Origin of the sequence: Nocardioides sp. S5, from assembly GCF_017310035.1 — a bacterium.
In the GTDB taxonomy this organism is placed as follows: Bacteria; Actinomycetota; Actinomycetes; order Propionibacteriales; family Nocardioidaceae; genus Nocardioides.
On sequence record NZ_CP022296.1, the window covers coordinates 217,866 to 232,536 of the forward strand.

12 protein-coding genes and 1 tRNA gene are annotated in these 14,671 nt (G+C 70.8%); 8 read left to right on the forward strand and 5 right to left on the reverse strand.

Annotated elements, in window-relative coordinates; genetic code table 11:
- Positions 1-18: 18 nt before the first annotated feature.
- Positions 19-381 (reverse strand): helix-turn-helix domain-containing protein, encoded by a 363-nt coding sequence (locus CFI00_RS01130; protein ID WP_207083488.1) that lies wholly within the window; start codon positions 379-381, stop codon positions 19-21.
- A gap of 637 nt (positions 382-1,018) precedes the next feature.
- On the opposite strand from CFI00_RS01130, the gene CFI00_RS01135 reads away from it, so the two are divergent.
- A complete protein-coding gene (locus CFI00_RS01135; RefSeq protein WP_207083489.1) occupies positions 1,019-2,077 on the forward strand; it encodes a hypothetical protein in 1,059 nt (352 codons plus the stop codon).
- Complete coding sequence (locus tag CFI00_RS01140; RefSeq protein ID WP_207083490.1) at positions 2,074-4,257, forward strand: hypothetical protein; 2,184 nt, start codon at positions 2,074-2,076, stop codon at positions 4,255-4,257. Before CFI00_RS01135 ends, CFI00_RS01140 begins: the two co-directional genes overlap by 4 nt.
- 235 nt (positions 4,258-4,492) lie before the next feature.
- Here the strand turns inward: CFI00_RS01140 and CFI00_RS01145 are convergent.
- A tRNA-Ser gene (locus CFI00_RS01145) sits at positions 4,493-4,582 on the reverse strand.
- A 164-nt stretch (positions 4,583-4,746) separates the two neighbouring features.
- Between CFI00_RS01145 and CFI00_RS01150 the strand changes: the two genes are divergently transcribed.
- From CFI00_RS01150 to CFI00_RS01165, 4 genes are read left to right on the forward strand one after another with little or no spacing between them, the layout of a single operon-like run.
- Positions 4,747-6,666 carry a lysophospholipid acyltransferase gene (locus CFI00_RS01150; RefSeq protein ID WP_207083491.1) on the forward strand — a complete coding sequence of 640 codons (1,920 nt, stop codon included), beginning with the start codon at positions 4,747-4,749 and terminating at the stop codon, positions 6,664-6,666.
- The gene (locus CFI00_RS01155) at positions 6,663-8,096 is read left to right on the forward strand and encodes an HAD-IB family hydrolase (protein WP_207083492.1); all 1,434 of its coding nucleotides are present in this window, start codon (positions 6,663-6,665) and stop codon (positions 8,094-8,096) included. The genes CFI00_RS01150 and CFI00_RS01155 overlap by 4 nt, the downstream gene beginning before the upstream one ends.
- Positions 8,093-9,505 carry a wax ester/triacylglycerol synthase domain-containing protein gene (locus tag CFI00_RS01160; protein ID WP_207083493.1) on the forward strand — a complete coding sequence of 471 codons (1,413 nt, stop codon included), beginning with the start codon at positions 8,093-8,095 and terminating at the stop codon, positions 9,503-9,505. The genes CFI00_RS01155 and CFI00_RS01160 overlap by 4 nt, the downstream gene beginning before the upstream one ends.
- Positions 9,506-9,531: 26 nt before the next feature.
- On the forward strand, positions 9,532-10,821 hold the full coding sequence (locus tag CFI00_RS01165; protein ID WP_207083494.1) for a DUF2254 domain-containing protein: 1,290 nt from the start codon (positions 9,532-9,534) through the stop codon (positions 10,819-10,821).
- Here the strand turns inward: CFI00_RS01165 and CFI00_RS01170 are convergent.
- From CFI00_RS01170 to CFI00_RS01180, 3 genes are read right to left on the reverse strand one after another with little or no spacing between them, the layout of a single operon-like run.
- Positions 10,782-11,267, reverse strand: a complete 486-nt coding sequence (locus CFI00_RS01170) for a GNAT family N-acetyltransferase (protein WP_207083495.1) — start codon at positions 11,265-11,267, stop codon at positions 10,782-10,784. The two genes, CFI00_RS01165 and CFI00_RS01170, sit on opposite strands and share 40 nt — an antisense overlap.
- Positions 11,264-11,740, reverse strand: a complete 477-nt coding sequence (gene tadA / locus CFI00_RS01175) for a tRNA adenosine(34) deaminase TadA (protein WP_242532620.1) — start codon at positions 11,738-11,740, stop codon at positions 11,264-11,266. Before tadA ends, CFI00_RS01170 begins: the two co-directional genes overlap by 4 nt.
- Positions 11,737-12,222, reverse strand: coding sequence for a tRNA adenosine deaminase-associated protein (locus CFI00_RS01180; RefSeq protein ID WP_207083496.1), 486 nt, complete (start codon positions 12,220-12,222; stop codon positions 11,737-11,739). Before CFI00_RS01180 ends, tadA begins: the two co-directional genes overlap by 4 nt.
- A gap of 111 nt (positions 12,223-12,333) precedes the next feature.
- On the opposite strand from CFI00_RS01180, the gene upp reads away from it, so the two are divergent.
- Together upp and CFI00_RS01190 are read left to right on the forward strand one after the other, a co-directional pair.
- Entirely contained in the window at positions 12,334-12,975 is a 642-nt protein-coding gene (gene upp, locus CFI00_RS01185; RefSeq protein ID WP_207083497.1) for a uracil phosphoribosyltransferase, read from the forward strand.
- Positions 12,976-13,131: 156 nt separating this feature from the next.
- Complete coding sequence (locus tag CFI00_RS01190; protein WP_207083498.1) at positions 13,132-14,565, forward strand: HNH endonuclease signature motif containing protein; 1,434 nt, start codon at positions 13,132-13,134, stop codon at positions 14,563-14,565.
- Positions 14,566-14,671 lie beyond the last annotated feature (106 nt).

A 14,671-nucleotide genomic window follows, 5' to 3' on the forward strand; every position in this document is an offset into this window, starting at 1 on the left:
GCTTGAGCGGGGCCCGTGCTACTTCACGGTGCCTTCGGGCTTGATCGGCTGGGGCTGCACGAGGAGGCGGTAGCCGACGGCTGCTGCGAGTTGGTGCATGCGGTCGAGGGCCATCTCGGATTCGCCGCGGAGGATGCGGCGGGCTTGTTCTTCGGAGACTCCGAGGGAGTCGGCGATGTCGTCCCAGCCGAGTTCGTCGCGGGTCATCTGGGAGTGGACGCGTTGGGCGAGGCGGTGCTGGTCGATGACGGCTTGTGCGACGTGGGGTGGCGTCCCCTGCTTGAACTGTGGCTCGTTGACGAAGCCGAACTGCTCGGGGTAGCGCAGATGCCGTCGGGGCCCGCGTACTGCTTTGGCGCGGATGGCGGGTCGGCGTGGCACGGCCCAACCGTAGGAACCACATGCTGTGTGGTTAGGAAGCCGGACGGCTGAACCACACAGCATGTGGTTTGGAACCACGTGAGTGTGCATAAGTGATCCAGGGCCGTCCAGGGGGTTCCGAGATCCCTTCCATGATCACCTTCGTGGCCTTGATGGCCTTCCTCGTGTGTCGAACGCTTGTTCGACTGTTGTCCGTCTGCTGTGGTAGGACGTCGTCGGGTCGAGCCGGTGCAGCCCTAATGCACCGGGTTGTTGCCCGGCGGCGTCTGTGCCCTAACACGAGTCGTCTCCGGGTTGATGTCAACCAGGAGAACCCGTGCCAGACCGTCCTCGGACGGGTCGCGCTTTGCGACTCGTCGACCCTTCGCAACCCCACACTTCAGGCCGCCCGAGTGGTGGCGCCCCTGCCCGGCCCTGTCCACCCTCCGCGGACGAAGCGACCGGATCGTCGGTCTCAGCGCCGCACGGCTCGACTGACCACTGCAACCGCACCTCGTCTGGCCCTGTCCAGCGACCGCTGCCTGTCCCTCCCCCGGACGTCGAGTGGCCGTCGGTCCAGTGGCATGCCCACTACGTCGCCTGCGGCCTTCGCCGCCGCTGCCCTCACCGGTTCGACTTCCCCGACTGGTGGCTCGCGATGAGGAACCGTGGCGTTGCTCTGCACCCCGACGCTGACGTGGCGCTGCAGATGGCTGTGGCGATGGTCAACGGCTACAAGGGTCACCCCTGCCTGCAGCCGGAGCCGCTGCGGTTCACCCAGCAGGCGCTCATCGACTCTCTCGCGATGGCGCCGACCCCGGTGGGCAACTCGTGGATGAGGATCTCGCTCTCAGCCCTTGCGGGTCTGGCTCGCTGGGCGCACAGCACCGGGCAGCCGCTGACCCGTGAGCACCTGCTGTGCGAGGAGACGCGCTACCGCTACATCGAGTGGGCTGGGCCTGCGAAGGGTTGGACGGAGACGTCGAAGAACGTGACGTGGGTTCGTCTCGAACTCATTGGTGACTTCCTCCTCGGCGCCACGCCTCGGGAACTGCGCAAGCCGACCATCACCGAGGAAGCACCCGTCACCCCGCTCAGCGACGCCGACCAGGCCGACCTGTGGGTGTGGGCCAAGACGCTGAGCGTGAAGAAGCGCGTCAAGCGGATGACGGCCTTCCTTGCCCTCGGCCTCGGGTGCGGCCTCACCGGTGGTGAACTGACGCGGGTCAAGCGAGACGACGTCGTCATCGACGAGGACGGTGCCGTCCACGTCACGGTGACCTCGCCGAAGTCCACCAGGACGGTGACGTGCCTGTCGCACTGGGAGCGTCGCCTGGCCGACATCGTGCTTGCCGTCGAGCCCGGCCACATCCTCACGGCTCCGTGGCGCACCGAGCCCGGACTGCACTCCTCGAACGAGTCGGTGCGTCGGGCGATGGCGAAGAACCCGCCGGTGCTCATGAACTCCACCCGCCTGCGCAACACCTGGCTGTGCTGGCACCTCGCCAACGGCACTCCCCTCAAGGAGTTGATGGAGGCATCGGACATGAAGGAGGCCAACCACCTTCACAACCTCCTGCAGATGCTCCCGCCGACCGAGCCTGAGCGCACCGCACGGCTGCTGCGCGCCAACCCGTACCGGCCGCCCATGACAATCACGATCCCCGAGACCGACATGTCGGTCACGGTCCACTTCAACGACGAGGACCAGGTATGAGCGAGAAGTCGCCCGGTCACCGGCGCAAGCACCCCAAGCAGAGCGGCACCACATCCACCAACAGCAAGGAGACGAGCAAGAACACCAGCGACACCACCAGCGACACGGCCACCGACACCGCAGGCGACCTCACCGGCGAGACCGCCAGCCCGTCCACTGCCCCGGCGAGCAGGCGCCGCGGCAAGAAGAGCACCGACCCCACCATCACCGGTCGCGGTCTGCGCCAGAAGTTCGAGACCGGCACGGTCACCGACCTCCTCCAGCGCAGGGAGAAGACGCTCGCCATCCCGATGAACGGGCCGGGCGTGGTTGGCGAGGACACCGTGCACGGCATCTTCGACCACCACGACACCAAGTTCGCTGACAAGACGGTCGACAGCGTCTTCGACGCCATCAACAAGGCCGACGTGCTCGACCACGTCGAAGCCCGCATCGCCAAGCGCAAGAAGAGGAAGGGACGACCTACCGCCATCGGCTACCGGGCGCTGCTCGTCGCCATCATGCTGACTGCGATGGACGGCAAGGGGTGCCTGTCCTCCGAGATCGCCCGCACTCTCTACTTCCGGCTCCACCCCGCCTCTATGCGGCTGCTCGACATCAAGGCGCTGCCCACCGCGGCCACCGCCGAGGAGGCCCGTCGCGAGTTGTGGCGCGTGGAACGTCACGTCCGCACGGCACTGCGCCGGTTCCTCATCACCCTCGACCCCTCCATCCACCCCACCGGCAAGGAGATCCCTTGGATCGAACTGCGTGAGCGGGACCGGCCGCTCACGACCGAGGAGATCCTCGACAACCACGACGCCCTCACGCTGGTCTGCAATCGCATCCTGCGCATCCCCTATACGCTCCTGCCCGCGAAGGTCCGCTCCAAGTACCGCGGCTCGGCCTGCATCGACGCCACCCCGCTGCGCCTCCACACCAAGGGCCGCGGAGTCGACAACACCCTCGCCTCTACCGACCCCAACGCCGGGTTCTACGTCCGCGGCGGCGACCACGCCGATCACGGCAATGGAGTGCGCAAGGCGTTCTACGGCTACGACATCAACCTCATGGTCGCCGCCTGCGACTACCTCGGCGACAACCAGTACCTGCCCGCCCTGCCGATCGCCATGCACCTCGACGCGCCCGGCGTCGACGCCGCCGGAGCAGCCCGCCGCGTCATGACCGACCTCGCCGCTCACGTCCACCAGCCCAACTACCTTGCAGGGGACGGCCTCTACGCCAACGCCACAGCCGAGACGTTCCACCTTCCGGCACGCTCGCTGGGCTGGAAACTGGTCCTGCCGATCCTCGATGACCACATCGGCGTGCAGGGCAGCGCCGACGGCCTCTTTCTCGTCGAGGGCGAGTGGTACTGCCCCAGCATCCCGGCGATCCTGGTGGACGCGACGAAGGACTTCCGGGCCGGAGCCATCACTCGCAAGGAGTACCTGGAGCGCATCGCCTCTCGCGAGACCTACCGTGCTCGCAACAAGGGCATGAACGACTCCGGAACCCAGCGGTGGGGCTGCCCAGCATCTGGCGCCCACCCGGCCGTCATCTGCGCGCTCAAGCCTCGCTCGGTGGAGAAGAAGATGATCGGTGGACCCGTGCTCGGTGTCCGACTCAAGGACCGCATCACCCCGAACCCCGATACGCAGACCAACGGTGTCTGGCCCAAGCCCTGTCGGCAGGAGTCCGTCACCATCGACCTGCGCCCCGCCAAGCCGTCTGATGCCGACGACGTGCCGCGCAAGAAGCCCTCGGGTGCTGACAAGCGTGCCAAGAAGAAGCCGTCGTCCGGCGTGGACCTGGCCAAGTACCTCCAAGACCTTCCCTTCGGCACCGACCAGCACACCGACATCTACAACGCCCTGCGCCAGTCGCAGGAAGGTCTGCACGGCTTCGCCAAGGACGAGGGCAAGGAAGCCCTCGGCTCCTCCGGCAAGCGCCGCGCCCGCGGCTACGCAGCCCAGTCCCTGTTCGCTGCCGTTCTCCTCGCAGCCGCAGGCATCCGCAAGGTCCGCGCCTTCCTCAGCCGCGCCATCGAGGACGCCAACGGTGACCTCTACGTCACCCGCTACAAGCGCAAGGACGACCACGCACCCACCCATCTGCCACCCGGCACGAAGGGCACTCGCGGTGACCCTGCCTACGACGAGAACGTCGAGACCGCCCTCGACGACCAAGGAGCCGCCTGACCAGCAGAGGTCACCACACCACCAACCCAGCCCCCTGAATCGGCCTACCCCGATTCAGGGGGCTTCGGCGTTTCCGGACCCCGATCACGGCCGCAAGCGCTCCGACGGCGCACGAAGGGACGCCTCAGATCAGCCCGGAACGCCAAGACACCCCCTCGTGACCCGGATTCGGGCCCCAAGGGGGTGTCTCTCAGACTTTTGTCTGTCTGGCTGCGGTTTTGATTCCGTAGCCCACTGGCGGTGGCGGTGGGATTTGAACCCACGGTGGGTTTGACCCCACACAACATTTCGAGTGTTGCACCTTCGGCCGCTCGGACACGCCACCGCGCGGAACATTACCGGAGCCCCGCCGCCAGCCTGAAACCGGCGTCGACCCAGCGAACGGTCCACGGATCGGTGCGGTGCCATGGTCAGGGACGGCGTACGGCGGTAACTTTCGCCGCACGCTTGTGCTCGCGCCTCCGCGAGAGGGAAGGAGCGTGGCTGACCATGACCGTCGTACGCCGTGTCCGAGATGCTGCAAGGGTCGCGTTGCCCCGGTCGGTGGGTGAGCGGCTGCCCGCCGCCCCGCCGCGGGAGGTGACCGAGCTCCTCCACGACAAGCGCTTCCAGCGCGCCGTCGCCGAGCAGGCCACCGAGCAGGGGCGACCCGAGGAGGAGGTGTGGTCCGAGGTCAAGGGCTACCTCCACGAGATGGCCGCCGCCCACGACGACCGCACCTCCCAGGGGTGGGCGCGGATGGGCGAGTGGTTCCTCCGGGCGTACGACGTCCTGGTCGACGAGGACGACATGCAGGAGCTCAAGCGGCTCGACCGCTCGCACAGCCTCGCGCTCGCCTTCAGCCACCGCTCCTACCTCGACGGCATGGTGATCCCGAACGCCCTGTCGTCGCGGCGGTTCTCGCCGACCTACACCTTCGGCGGCGCCAACCTCAACCTGCCGATCATCGGCACCGTGGCCAGTCGGACCGGGCTGATCTTCATCCGGCGTTCGACCCAGGAGATCCCGGTCTACCGGCTCGCCCTGCGCTCCTACATCCGCCAGATGGTGAGGAACAAGCGCAACATGGCGTGGTCGATCGAGGGCGGCCGCACCCGCACCGGCAAGCTGCGCCCGCCGGTCCACGGCATCCTGAAGTACCTCACCGACACCGTGCAGGACCAAGGCGAAGGGGACGAGGCACCCGACGTCCAGGTCGTGCCGGTGTCCGTGGTCTACGACCAGCTGCACGAGGTCTCGCTGATGACCGAGGAGTCGCGCGGCGCCAGCAAGACCCCGGAGGACTGGCGCTGGCTGGTCCGCTTCGCCCGGCTCCAGCGCCAGCGCATGGGACGCGCCTACCTCACCGTCGGCGAGCCGTTCTCCCTGCGCGAGCGGATGGATGAGCTCGCTGCCGAGGGCCTCACCGGCCACCAGGCCGTGGAGCGGGTCGCGCTCGACATCTCCCACCGGCTCAACCGCGCCACCCCGGTGACCGTCACCGCGATCGTCTCGCTGGCCCTGCTCGGCGCCGACCGCGCCCTGACGGTCGACGAGGTGCTCGACACCGTCGAGCCGCTGGCCACCTACATCGATGCGCGCCAGTGGCCGGTGGCCGGAGCCGCCGACCTCCGGGACCGCTCGACGATCCGCCGGGCGCTGGCCGAGCTGGCGCGCAGCGGGGTGCTGACGGCGTACGACCAAGGCAGCGAGCCGGTCTGGAAGATCGGTGACGACCAGCACCTGGTGGCCGCGTTCTACCGCAACACCGTGATCCACATCCTCGTCGAGCGCGCGATCGGCGAGCTCGCGCTGCTCACCGTCTCCGAGCTCGAGCCGGACGCCGAGCTGCCGCAGGGCGGCACGCTCCAGGTGGGCTGGGAGGAGGCCAAGCGGATGCGCGACCTCCTCAAGTTCGAGTTCTTCTTCCCCAGCCGGGCCGGCTTCGAGGACGACCTGCGCACCGAGCTCCAGCTGCTCGTCGGCGAGGACGTCACGGACATGACGCCGGACCGTGCGCGCGAGCTCCTGGTGAGTGCGCGACCGCACCTGGCCCACCTGGTGCTGCGGCCGTTCCTCGACGCCTACCTCGTGCTCGCCGACCGTCTTGCCGACCACGGCGACGCCCCGGTGGGCGACGACGACCTGCTGGCCGACTCGCTGGCCGTCGGCCAGCAGTGGGCGCTGCAGCGGCGGGTGGCGAGCGCGGAGTCGATCTCGCTGGAGCTCTTCCGCACGGCGCTCGCCCTGGCCCGCCACAAGGGGCTGCTCGAGGGCCGCGACGGGGTGGGCTCGGCACGGGAGGCCTTCGCCGCCGAGCTGCGCGACACGGTGCGTCGGGTCAACATCATCGGCGAGATCGCGGCTCACGTGGCGCCTGCGGTGCACCCGCACGCGGTGCTGCAGCCGCATCACCAGGCGAGCCGGTGAGCGGGCTCTCGGCCGCCGCGCAGGAGGCGATCGAGGCGATCGAGGCCGGTCCCCAGGGGCCGACGGTGGGCGCCTTCTTCGACCTCGACGGCACCCTCGTCGCGGGATACACCGCTGCCACGTTCTACGGCGACCGGCTCAAGGGCCGCGACGTGTCGCCGGCCGAGTTCCTGCGCACCGTCGTGACGGCGGTCGACGGCGAGCTCGGCGGCGACCCGACCCGCATCGCGCACGTCGCCTTCTCCGCGATGCGCGGGGAGTCCGAGGAGGCCTTCGCCGACCTCGGCGAGCGGCTCTTCCGCTCCAAGATCGCCGGCACTATCCGCCGGGAGTCCCGCGCGCTGGTGATGGCCCACCAGCGCGCCGGCCACACGGTCGCGGTGGCGTCCGCGGCGACGAGGTACCAGATCGCCCCGGTCGCCCGGGACCTCGGCGTCGAGCACCTCGTCTGCACGCAGCTCGTGGTCGAGGACGGCCAGTTCACCGGCGCCACCGACGGACCGATGCTGTGGGGCCGCCACAAGGCGAGCGGCGTACGCGCCTTCGCCCGCGAGCACGGCGTCGACCTCGCCGACTCCTACGCCTACGGCAACGGCTACGAGGACGTCGCCTTCCTCTCGTCCGTCGGGCACCCGACCGCGCTCAACCCGCACCGCGACCTCCGCGCCGCGGCCGCCCGCCTCGGCTGGCCGGTGCTCGACCTCTCCGACCCGGTCGGCGGCTCGCTCGTCGCGGCCGGTCGTACGGCGGCGGCGCTGGCCGGCATGAACACCGGCGTCGTCGCCGGGCTGGCCTACGGCCTGGCCCGACGCGACGCCCACGAGGGCCGCAACCTCGCGGTCAAGCTCGCCACCTCGCTGCCGATGGCGCTGGCGGGCGTGGAGGTCGAGGTGCAGAACCGCGAGCGCCTCTGGACCCACCGCCCGGCCATCTTCGTGGCCAACCACCAGAGCGCGCTCGACATCCCGGTCCTGGGCAACCTCCTCGAGCGCGACTTCACCATCGTGGCCAAGAAGGAGGCCCGCTGGGACCCGCGCACCTTCGTCGGCTCGCTCGTCATCGACCCGGCGTGGATCGACCGGTCCGACTCCGCCTCGGCCCGCGCGACCCTCGACGGGGTCGTGGAGCGGATCCGCGGCGGCACCTCGCTGATGATCTTCCCCGAGGGCACCCGTTCGGCGACGCCGGTGCTCGGCCCCTTCCGCAAGGGCGCCTTCCACCTCGCCGCGCAGGCCGGCGTGCCGGTGGTGCCCATCGTGCTGCGCAACACCGGCGAGCTGATGCGGCGCAGCTCCCTGGTGCTCAACCCCGGCGTCGTCGACGTGTGCGTGCTGGAGCCCGAGACCGACTGGAGCGTCGACGACATGAGCGAGCGCATCGCCGCCCTGCACGCCAAGTTCGAGGAGACGCTCGCGAGGTGGCCGGCATGAGTGCCGCGGAGGATTTCGAGCGCTGGGGCGGAGCGGCCGCCTGGTCGGTCGGTGCCGAGCTCACGTCGATGCAGACCCTGCTCTGGCGCGCGGAGCGCCACCCCGTCCAGTCGTCCACCACGACCGTGGTGATCGACCTCGACCGGGCGCCGGACTGGAAGCGCTTCGTCGCGGCGACCGAGTGGGGCACCGGGCTCGTACGCCGCCTGCGCCAGCGCGTCGTGGACCCGGTCGTGCCGACCGCGCCGCCGACGTGGGCCGACGACCCGACCTTCGACCTCGGCTACCACCTCCGCCGTGAGCGCGTCTCGAGCCGCGAGGAGATGCTCGCCCAGGCCGCCCAGGTCGCGCTGCGTCCCTTCGACCGCTCCCGCCCGCTCTGGGAGGGCGTCCTCTACGAGGGCGTGCCCGTCGAGGGCGGGGAGGGGGCGGCGTACGTCCTCAAGATCCACCACGCGCTCGCCGACCCCCTCGGCATCGTGCAGCTGCTGTCCATGCTCCAGTCGGGCCGCCGCGCCCACACCGCGCGCAAGCCGCTCGGCGACGAGGTGGCCGCGCCCGTGGGTGTCGACGGCGTCGAGCTTGCGGTGGCCGGCCTGCGCGCCGACGTCTCCACGCTCCCCGACCTCGCCCGCACGAGCGTGCGCACGCTCGGCCACGCGGCCGTCCGTCCGCAGGCGGTCGTGGCGTCGGCGCTGCGCTACGGCGCGTCGGTGCGCCGGCTCCTGACCCAGACCGAGCGGCCCTCGCCCGAGCTGTCCCCGCGCACCGGCAAGAAGTGGACCTTCCTGACCTTCGAGGCACCGCTGGAGCCGCTGCGCACGGTCGCCCGGCAGGGCGGCGGCACCCTCGACGACGCCGCGGTCGCGCTGGTGCTCGGCGGGCTGCGCCGCTACCACGCACGACGGGGCAGCGACGTGCGTGAGCTGCCGGTCGGCGTACGCGTCTCCCTCGACCGCGCCGACGACCTCGGCAACCGCTTCGCACAGGCCCTGATCTCCGGCCCGCTGGCCATCGAGGACCCGGTCGACCGGGTCGCGGCCGTGCGGGGCGAGGTGCTGTCGCTGCACACCGAGCGTGCGCTGGAGGTGCTCGACGCTGCGGCTCCGGTCGTGAACCGGATGCCCGCCTTCGTCGGTGCCTCGGCACTGCGCACCGCCGTCCCGCCCGACGCCTTCGTGCTGACGCTGCCCGGCCCGCCGCGCAAGCGCTTCATGGCCGGCGCCGAGGTGCAGGGGATGTACGTCCTCGGGCCACTGCCCGGCGCCGCGCTGACCGTGTGCCTGGTGACCGTCGGCGACACCGCGTGCATCGGGGTCAACGTCGACGCCAGCGCCGTCGCCGACCTCCGCGGGCTGGAGGAGTGCCTGGCCGAGGGCGTCGAGGAGCTCGTCTCGGCGGGAAGGTAGCCGAGACCCACGCCTAGAGTGGCGAGGTGAAGACCTGGTGGCGGGGCGCGCAGCTCCGCGAGTCGATGTGGTTCGTCCCCGGCGTGATGGTGGTGGCCGCGATCGTGCTCGCCCAGGGCGTCATCGTCCTGGACCTGTGGCTCGACTCGCGGACGCTCGAGGTGCTGCCGGACTCGTTCCTGCTCGGTGTCGAGGGCAGCCGTGGGATCCTCGTCGCGATCGGGGGCTCGGTCCTCGCCGTGGCCGCCACCACCTTCTCGATCACGATGTCGGTGATCGCGACCGCGTCGTCGACCTACGGCCCGCGGCTGGTGCGCAACTTCATGTCCGACCGCAGCAACCAGCGGGTGCTGGGGCTCTTCGTCGGCACGTTCGTCTACTGCCTGATGGTGCTGCGCCGTGTCCAGGGCGCCTCCGACGGCATCACCTTCGTGCCGCACGTCGCGGTCTACGGGGCGCTGCTCCTCGCCCTCGCCAGCGTCGCGGCGCTGGTCTACTTCCTGCACCACATCTCCGACGTCATCCAGGTCGCGACGCTCGTGCGGCGGGTCCGTGCCGAGCTCGAGTCCGCGGTCGACGACCTCTACGGGGACGCCGCCGACGACCGGGTCCCCGCCGCTGCCCTCGCCGGCGCGGAGGCCGACGTCCTCGCGCCCCGCTCGGGCTTCGTGACCCTCGTCGACGTCCCGGGCCTGGTGCGCGCCGCGACCGGTGTGGGCGTGGCCGAGCTCGTCGCCACGCCGGGGACGCACGTGATGGCGGGCGAGCCGCTGGCGCGGGTGAGCGGTGACGCCGAGGGCATGAGCCGGGTCGTGTGCGACCACGTGCGCGTCGGCGACACCCGCACCCCGGCGCAGGACGTCGAGTTCGCCGTGCAGCAGCTGGTCGAGATGGCGGTGCGCGCGGTGTCGCCGTCGACGAACGACCCCTACACCGCACGCAACGTGGTGGAGGAGCTCGCCTGCGGGCTGGTCCCGGCGATGCGGCACCCCGCACCGGGCGACGGGTGGGCCGACGACGCCGGTGTCGTGCGCCTGGTGTGGCGGCTGCCGTCCGGAGCCGAGCTAGTGGACCTGGTGTTCGACGACCTCAGGCTGTACGCCGCCGGGGACCCCGAGGTCGTGAAGGCCGCGCTGCGCTTGGCCGGTCGGCTCGCGCGGGTCGCGGGGCCCGAGACCGCCGCGCGCGTCCGGACGCAGGTGGACGAGCTCCTGGCCGCCGCCGAGCGTGAGGGCACGTCACCCTTCGACCTCGAGCGCCTGCGCGCCAGCCGTGATCAGCTGGTGCTCGGCGCCTCGGACGTCGACCCGATGTAGCAGAGCATCCGGTGGTCGGTGCCCTCCTCGATGGTGCGGAAGCCGTGCCGCTCGTAGAAGCGGCGGGTGTCGGCGTCGACCTCGTCGACGTTGATGTGCATCTCGGGCGACCCAAGCTCGCGCACGATCCGTCGTGACAGCTCCAGCAGCTGCGTGCCGATGCCCTGGTCACGCAGGTCCGGCACGACGTAGAGCTCCTCGAGCTGCGACACCGGGCCGTCGAACCAGATGGCGGGTCGCAGGCTGAGCAGCGCGAACCCCACCGCACCGCGTACGTCGTCCTCGGCGAGCACCGCCACGATCCCGTCGAGCCCCAGCAGCCGCGCGAAGCGGACGCCCAGCACCTCGGCGTCGTCGGTCTCGGACTCGAACTCGGTGTTGAAGTCCCACAGCAGCCGGCCGAGCACCTCGGCGTCGGCGGCGGTGGCGCGGCGGACGGTGGTCACCTGGCGTCCGGTGAGCGATGGCGGGAGAAGAACTCGTCCAGCAGCGCCGTGGACTCCGCGGCCAGCACGCCGGTGACCACCTCGGGCCGGTGGTTGAGCCGACGGTCGCGCACGACGTCCCACAGCGACCCGACGGCGCCCAGCTTGTCGTCGTACGCCCCGAAGACGACGCGGTCCACCCGCGCCAGGACGAGCGCGCCGGCGCACATCGTGCAGGGCTCGAGGGTGACGACGAGCGTGCACCCGGTGAGCCGCCACTCACCGCGGGCGGCCGCCGCCGCCCGCAGCGCGACGACCTCCGCGTGGCCGGTCGGGTCGGCGTCGGACTCGCGGGTGTTGCGGCCGGTGCCGATGACGGTGCCGTCGGCGTCGAGGACGACCGCGCCGACAGGTACGTCGTCGCCGGCCAGCGCGGTGCGCGCCTCGGTGAGGGCCAGGCGCATGGCGCCGTCCCAGGTGTCCACGCGCGTCATGCCGAGGTCAGGCCCACGGCGTCGTCGAAGAGCTCGCCGAAGCCGAGGCGGCGGGCGATGTCGGACAGCACCTCGTCGGGGTAGGCCTCGACGTCATCGAGCAGCGCGCCCATGTCGATCGCGTGCAGGCCGAGGTCGGCGAGGAGGTCGAGGTCGCCCGCGGGCACCTGGATGTCGTCGTCCTCCGGGGGCGGGAGGCCGAGGAAGTCCATCGCCGACTGGGCCAGCTCCCACTCGTCGGCGGCGGTGACGTCGGAGAGCAGCACGCGGGTCGTGGTGCGGTCGACCCGGACGAGCACGAAGAAGTCCTCGTCGACCGCGACCATGCCGACTGCCCCGGACTCACCCGACACGTGGCGCAGCGCATGGCTCAGTGCCTCGATGCTCTCGAAGGCCGGTGGGGCGATGTCCTGCACCTGCCAGGCGCCGTCCTCGACGAACGCGGCCAGCGCGAAGTCGATCTCGCCGCTCTGCTCGGACATGACCGGCCTCCCCACCGTCAATCGGACATCCAATGTCGCAGAAACCACAGGGTCCGCCAACCCTCTCGCGGGAGCGATCCGCCGGGACCCGGACCCACTAGGGTGAGCGCCATGCGCCTGCACGTGGTGAACCACCCCCTCGTCTCCCACAAGCTCACCGTCCTCCGCGACGAGAACACCGACTCGCCGACCTTCCGCCGGCTGACCGACGAGCTCGTGACGCTCCTGGCCTACGAGGCGACCCGCGAGGTGCGCGTCGACCCGATGGACATCATCACGCCGGTCGGTCCGACCACGGGCGTCTACCTCGCCCAGCCCAAGCCGATGGTCGTCCCGATCCTGCGCGCCGGGCTCGGCATGCTCGACGGCATGATGCGGCTCCTGCCGACGGCTGAGGTCGGCTTCCTCGGCATGGTGCGCAACGAGGAGACGCTCGAGGCGTCGACGTACGCCGAGCGCCTCCCCGAGGACCTGTCCGGGCGTCAGTGCTACGTCCTCGACCCCATGCTCGCCACCGGCGGCACGCTGGCCGCCGCGATCCGCTTCCTCACCGACCGCGGCGCCGACGACATCACCGCGATCTGCCTGCTCGTCGCCCCCGAGGGCGTGGCCAACCTGGAGAAGGGCCTCGAGGGCCTCGACGTCCCGGTCACGGTCGTCACGGCCGCGCAGGACGAGAAGCTCAACGAGAAGGGCTACATCGTCCCGGGCCTCGGCGACGCCGGCGACCGGCTGTACGGCGTCGCGCACTGACCCCACCGTCTCGGTGGTCGAGTAGCGAGCCTCCTTCCCCCGGTGGTCGAGTAGCCCAACCTCCTTCCGCCGGTGGTCGAGCAGCCGGAGCGAGGGACGAGCGACGGCGTATCGAGACCGGGGCCGTTGTCGGACCCCTCATCTAGAGTCGAACGCATGATCGAGGAGCTGGAAGCAGAGGCCGAGGCCGGGGCAGACGCCCTTGGCCCCGCAGCCCTGCTCGCCTCCATCAAGGCTTCTCGGTCGATCGAGAACACCGAAGCCGCCCGGCAGCTCGACCTCGCTGCCCGGTGGGCCGACCTCCACCCACCTGAGTCCATCCACTCCGCCGCTTCGTTCACCGTGCCGGGGTGTGAGCACGAGGAGCCCATTGCCGGACCTGGGGCGCCGCTGGTCGCGGAGTTCTGCGTCGCCGAGCTCGGCACCGTCCTGGGCATCACCTCGGTGTCGGCGAAGAAGCTGATCGGGCACGCCCTCGAGCTCCGCCACCGCCTCCCCCGACTGTGGGCACAGGTCCACGCCGGATCGGTCCCCGCCTGGCGGGCCCGGGCCGTTGCGGAGGTGACGATCCACGCGACTCCCGCGCTCACCGTGGAGGCGGCGCGGTTCGTCGACGCGCAGGTCGCCGCGGTCGCCGGTCGGATCGGACCTGCGCAGCTGGATCGCCTCGTGGCCGAGACGATCAAGCGGTTCGACCTCGCAGGCGTGGACCCGGCCGCGGATCCGGAGGACGGGTACCTCCATGTCGACCCGCGCCACGTCACGATCCACGACGAGGACGTGCACTTCGCCGGCACCGTGCGGCTCGAGGCAGAGATCGACCTCGCCGACGGACTCGACCTCCACCAGGCCCTCGCCCACGGGGCGGCGACGCAGAAAGCCCTCGGCTCCCAGGAGTCGTTGGATGCCCGCAGGGCCAAGGCACTCGGCGACCTCGCCCGGACGCAGACCGCGCTCGACCTCCACGAGGTTGCTGGTGGTCGAGTAGCCGGTGAGGAACGAGCCGGCGTATCGAGACCAGACCTCCCCGCGGCACGCGAGGTCGTCCTCCACGCCCACTTCGACGCCACCATGGCCGGCGACGCCACGGTCTTCGAGCGGATCGGGCGGCTGGAGGAGGGCCAGCGGCTGCTGCTGCTCGAGCAGCTGAAGTCGTGGTGTGGCGACTCGCGTACGAAAGTCACGGTCAAGCCCGTCATCGACCTCAACCAGGAGAAGTACTCGCCCGGTTACGACATCCCGGACCGGATCCGTGAGCGCGTGGTCCTCCGCGATCGCACGTGCGTGTTCCCGTTCTGCTCCCGCCCTGCACGGGGGTGCGACGTCGACCACGTCACCGAGTACGACCATGACGCCGACGCGGAAGGCAGACCCCAGCCGGGCCCGACGTGGACCGAGAACCTGGGCGCCTTGTGCCGGTTCCACCACCGGGTCAAGACCCACACCGCCTGGCGCTACGACATGGTCGCGCCCGGGGTGTTCGAGTGGACGAGTCCGCACGGGCACCGCTACCGGCGAGATTCGACTGGCACCACCGCACTCGACCCGCCCGACCCGAAACCGCCCCGGATCCCGTCACCTCGAAGATGACCCCGCCCCACACCCCGCCGGCCACGAGCTGACGGGGCCGCGGGCGCGTCTGCAGAACAAGAACGCTCCCGTCGCTTTGCAGCAGCGGAGGTAGGGGTGGAGCTGC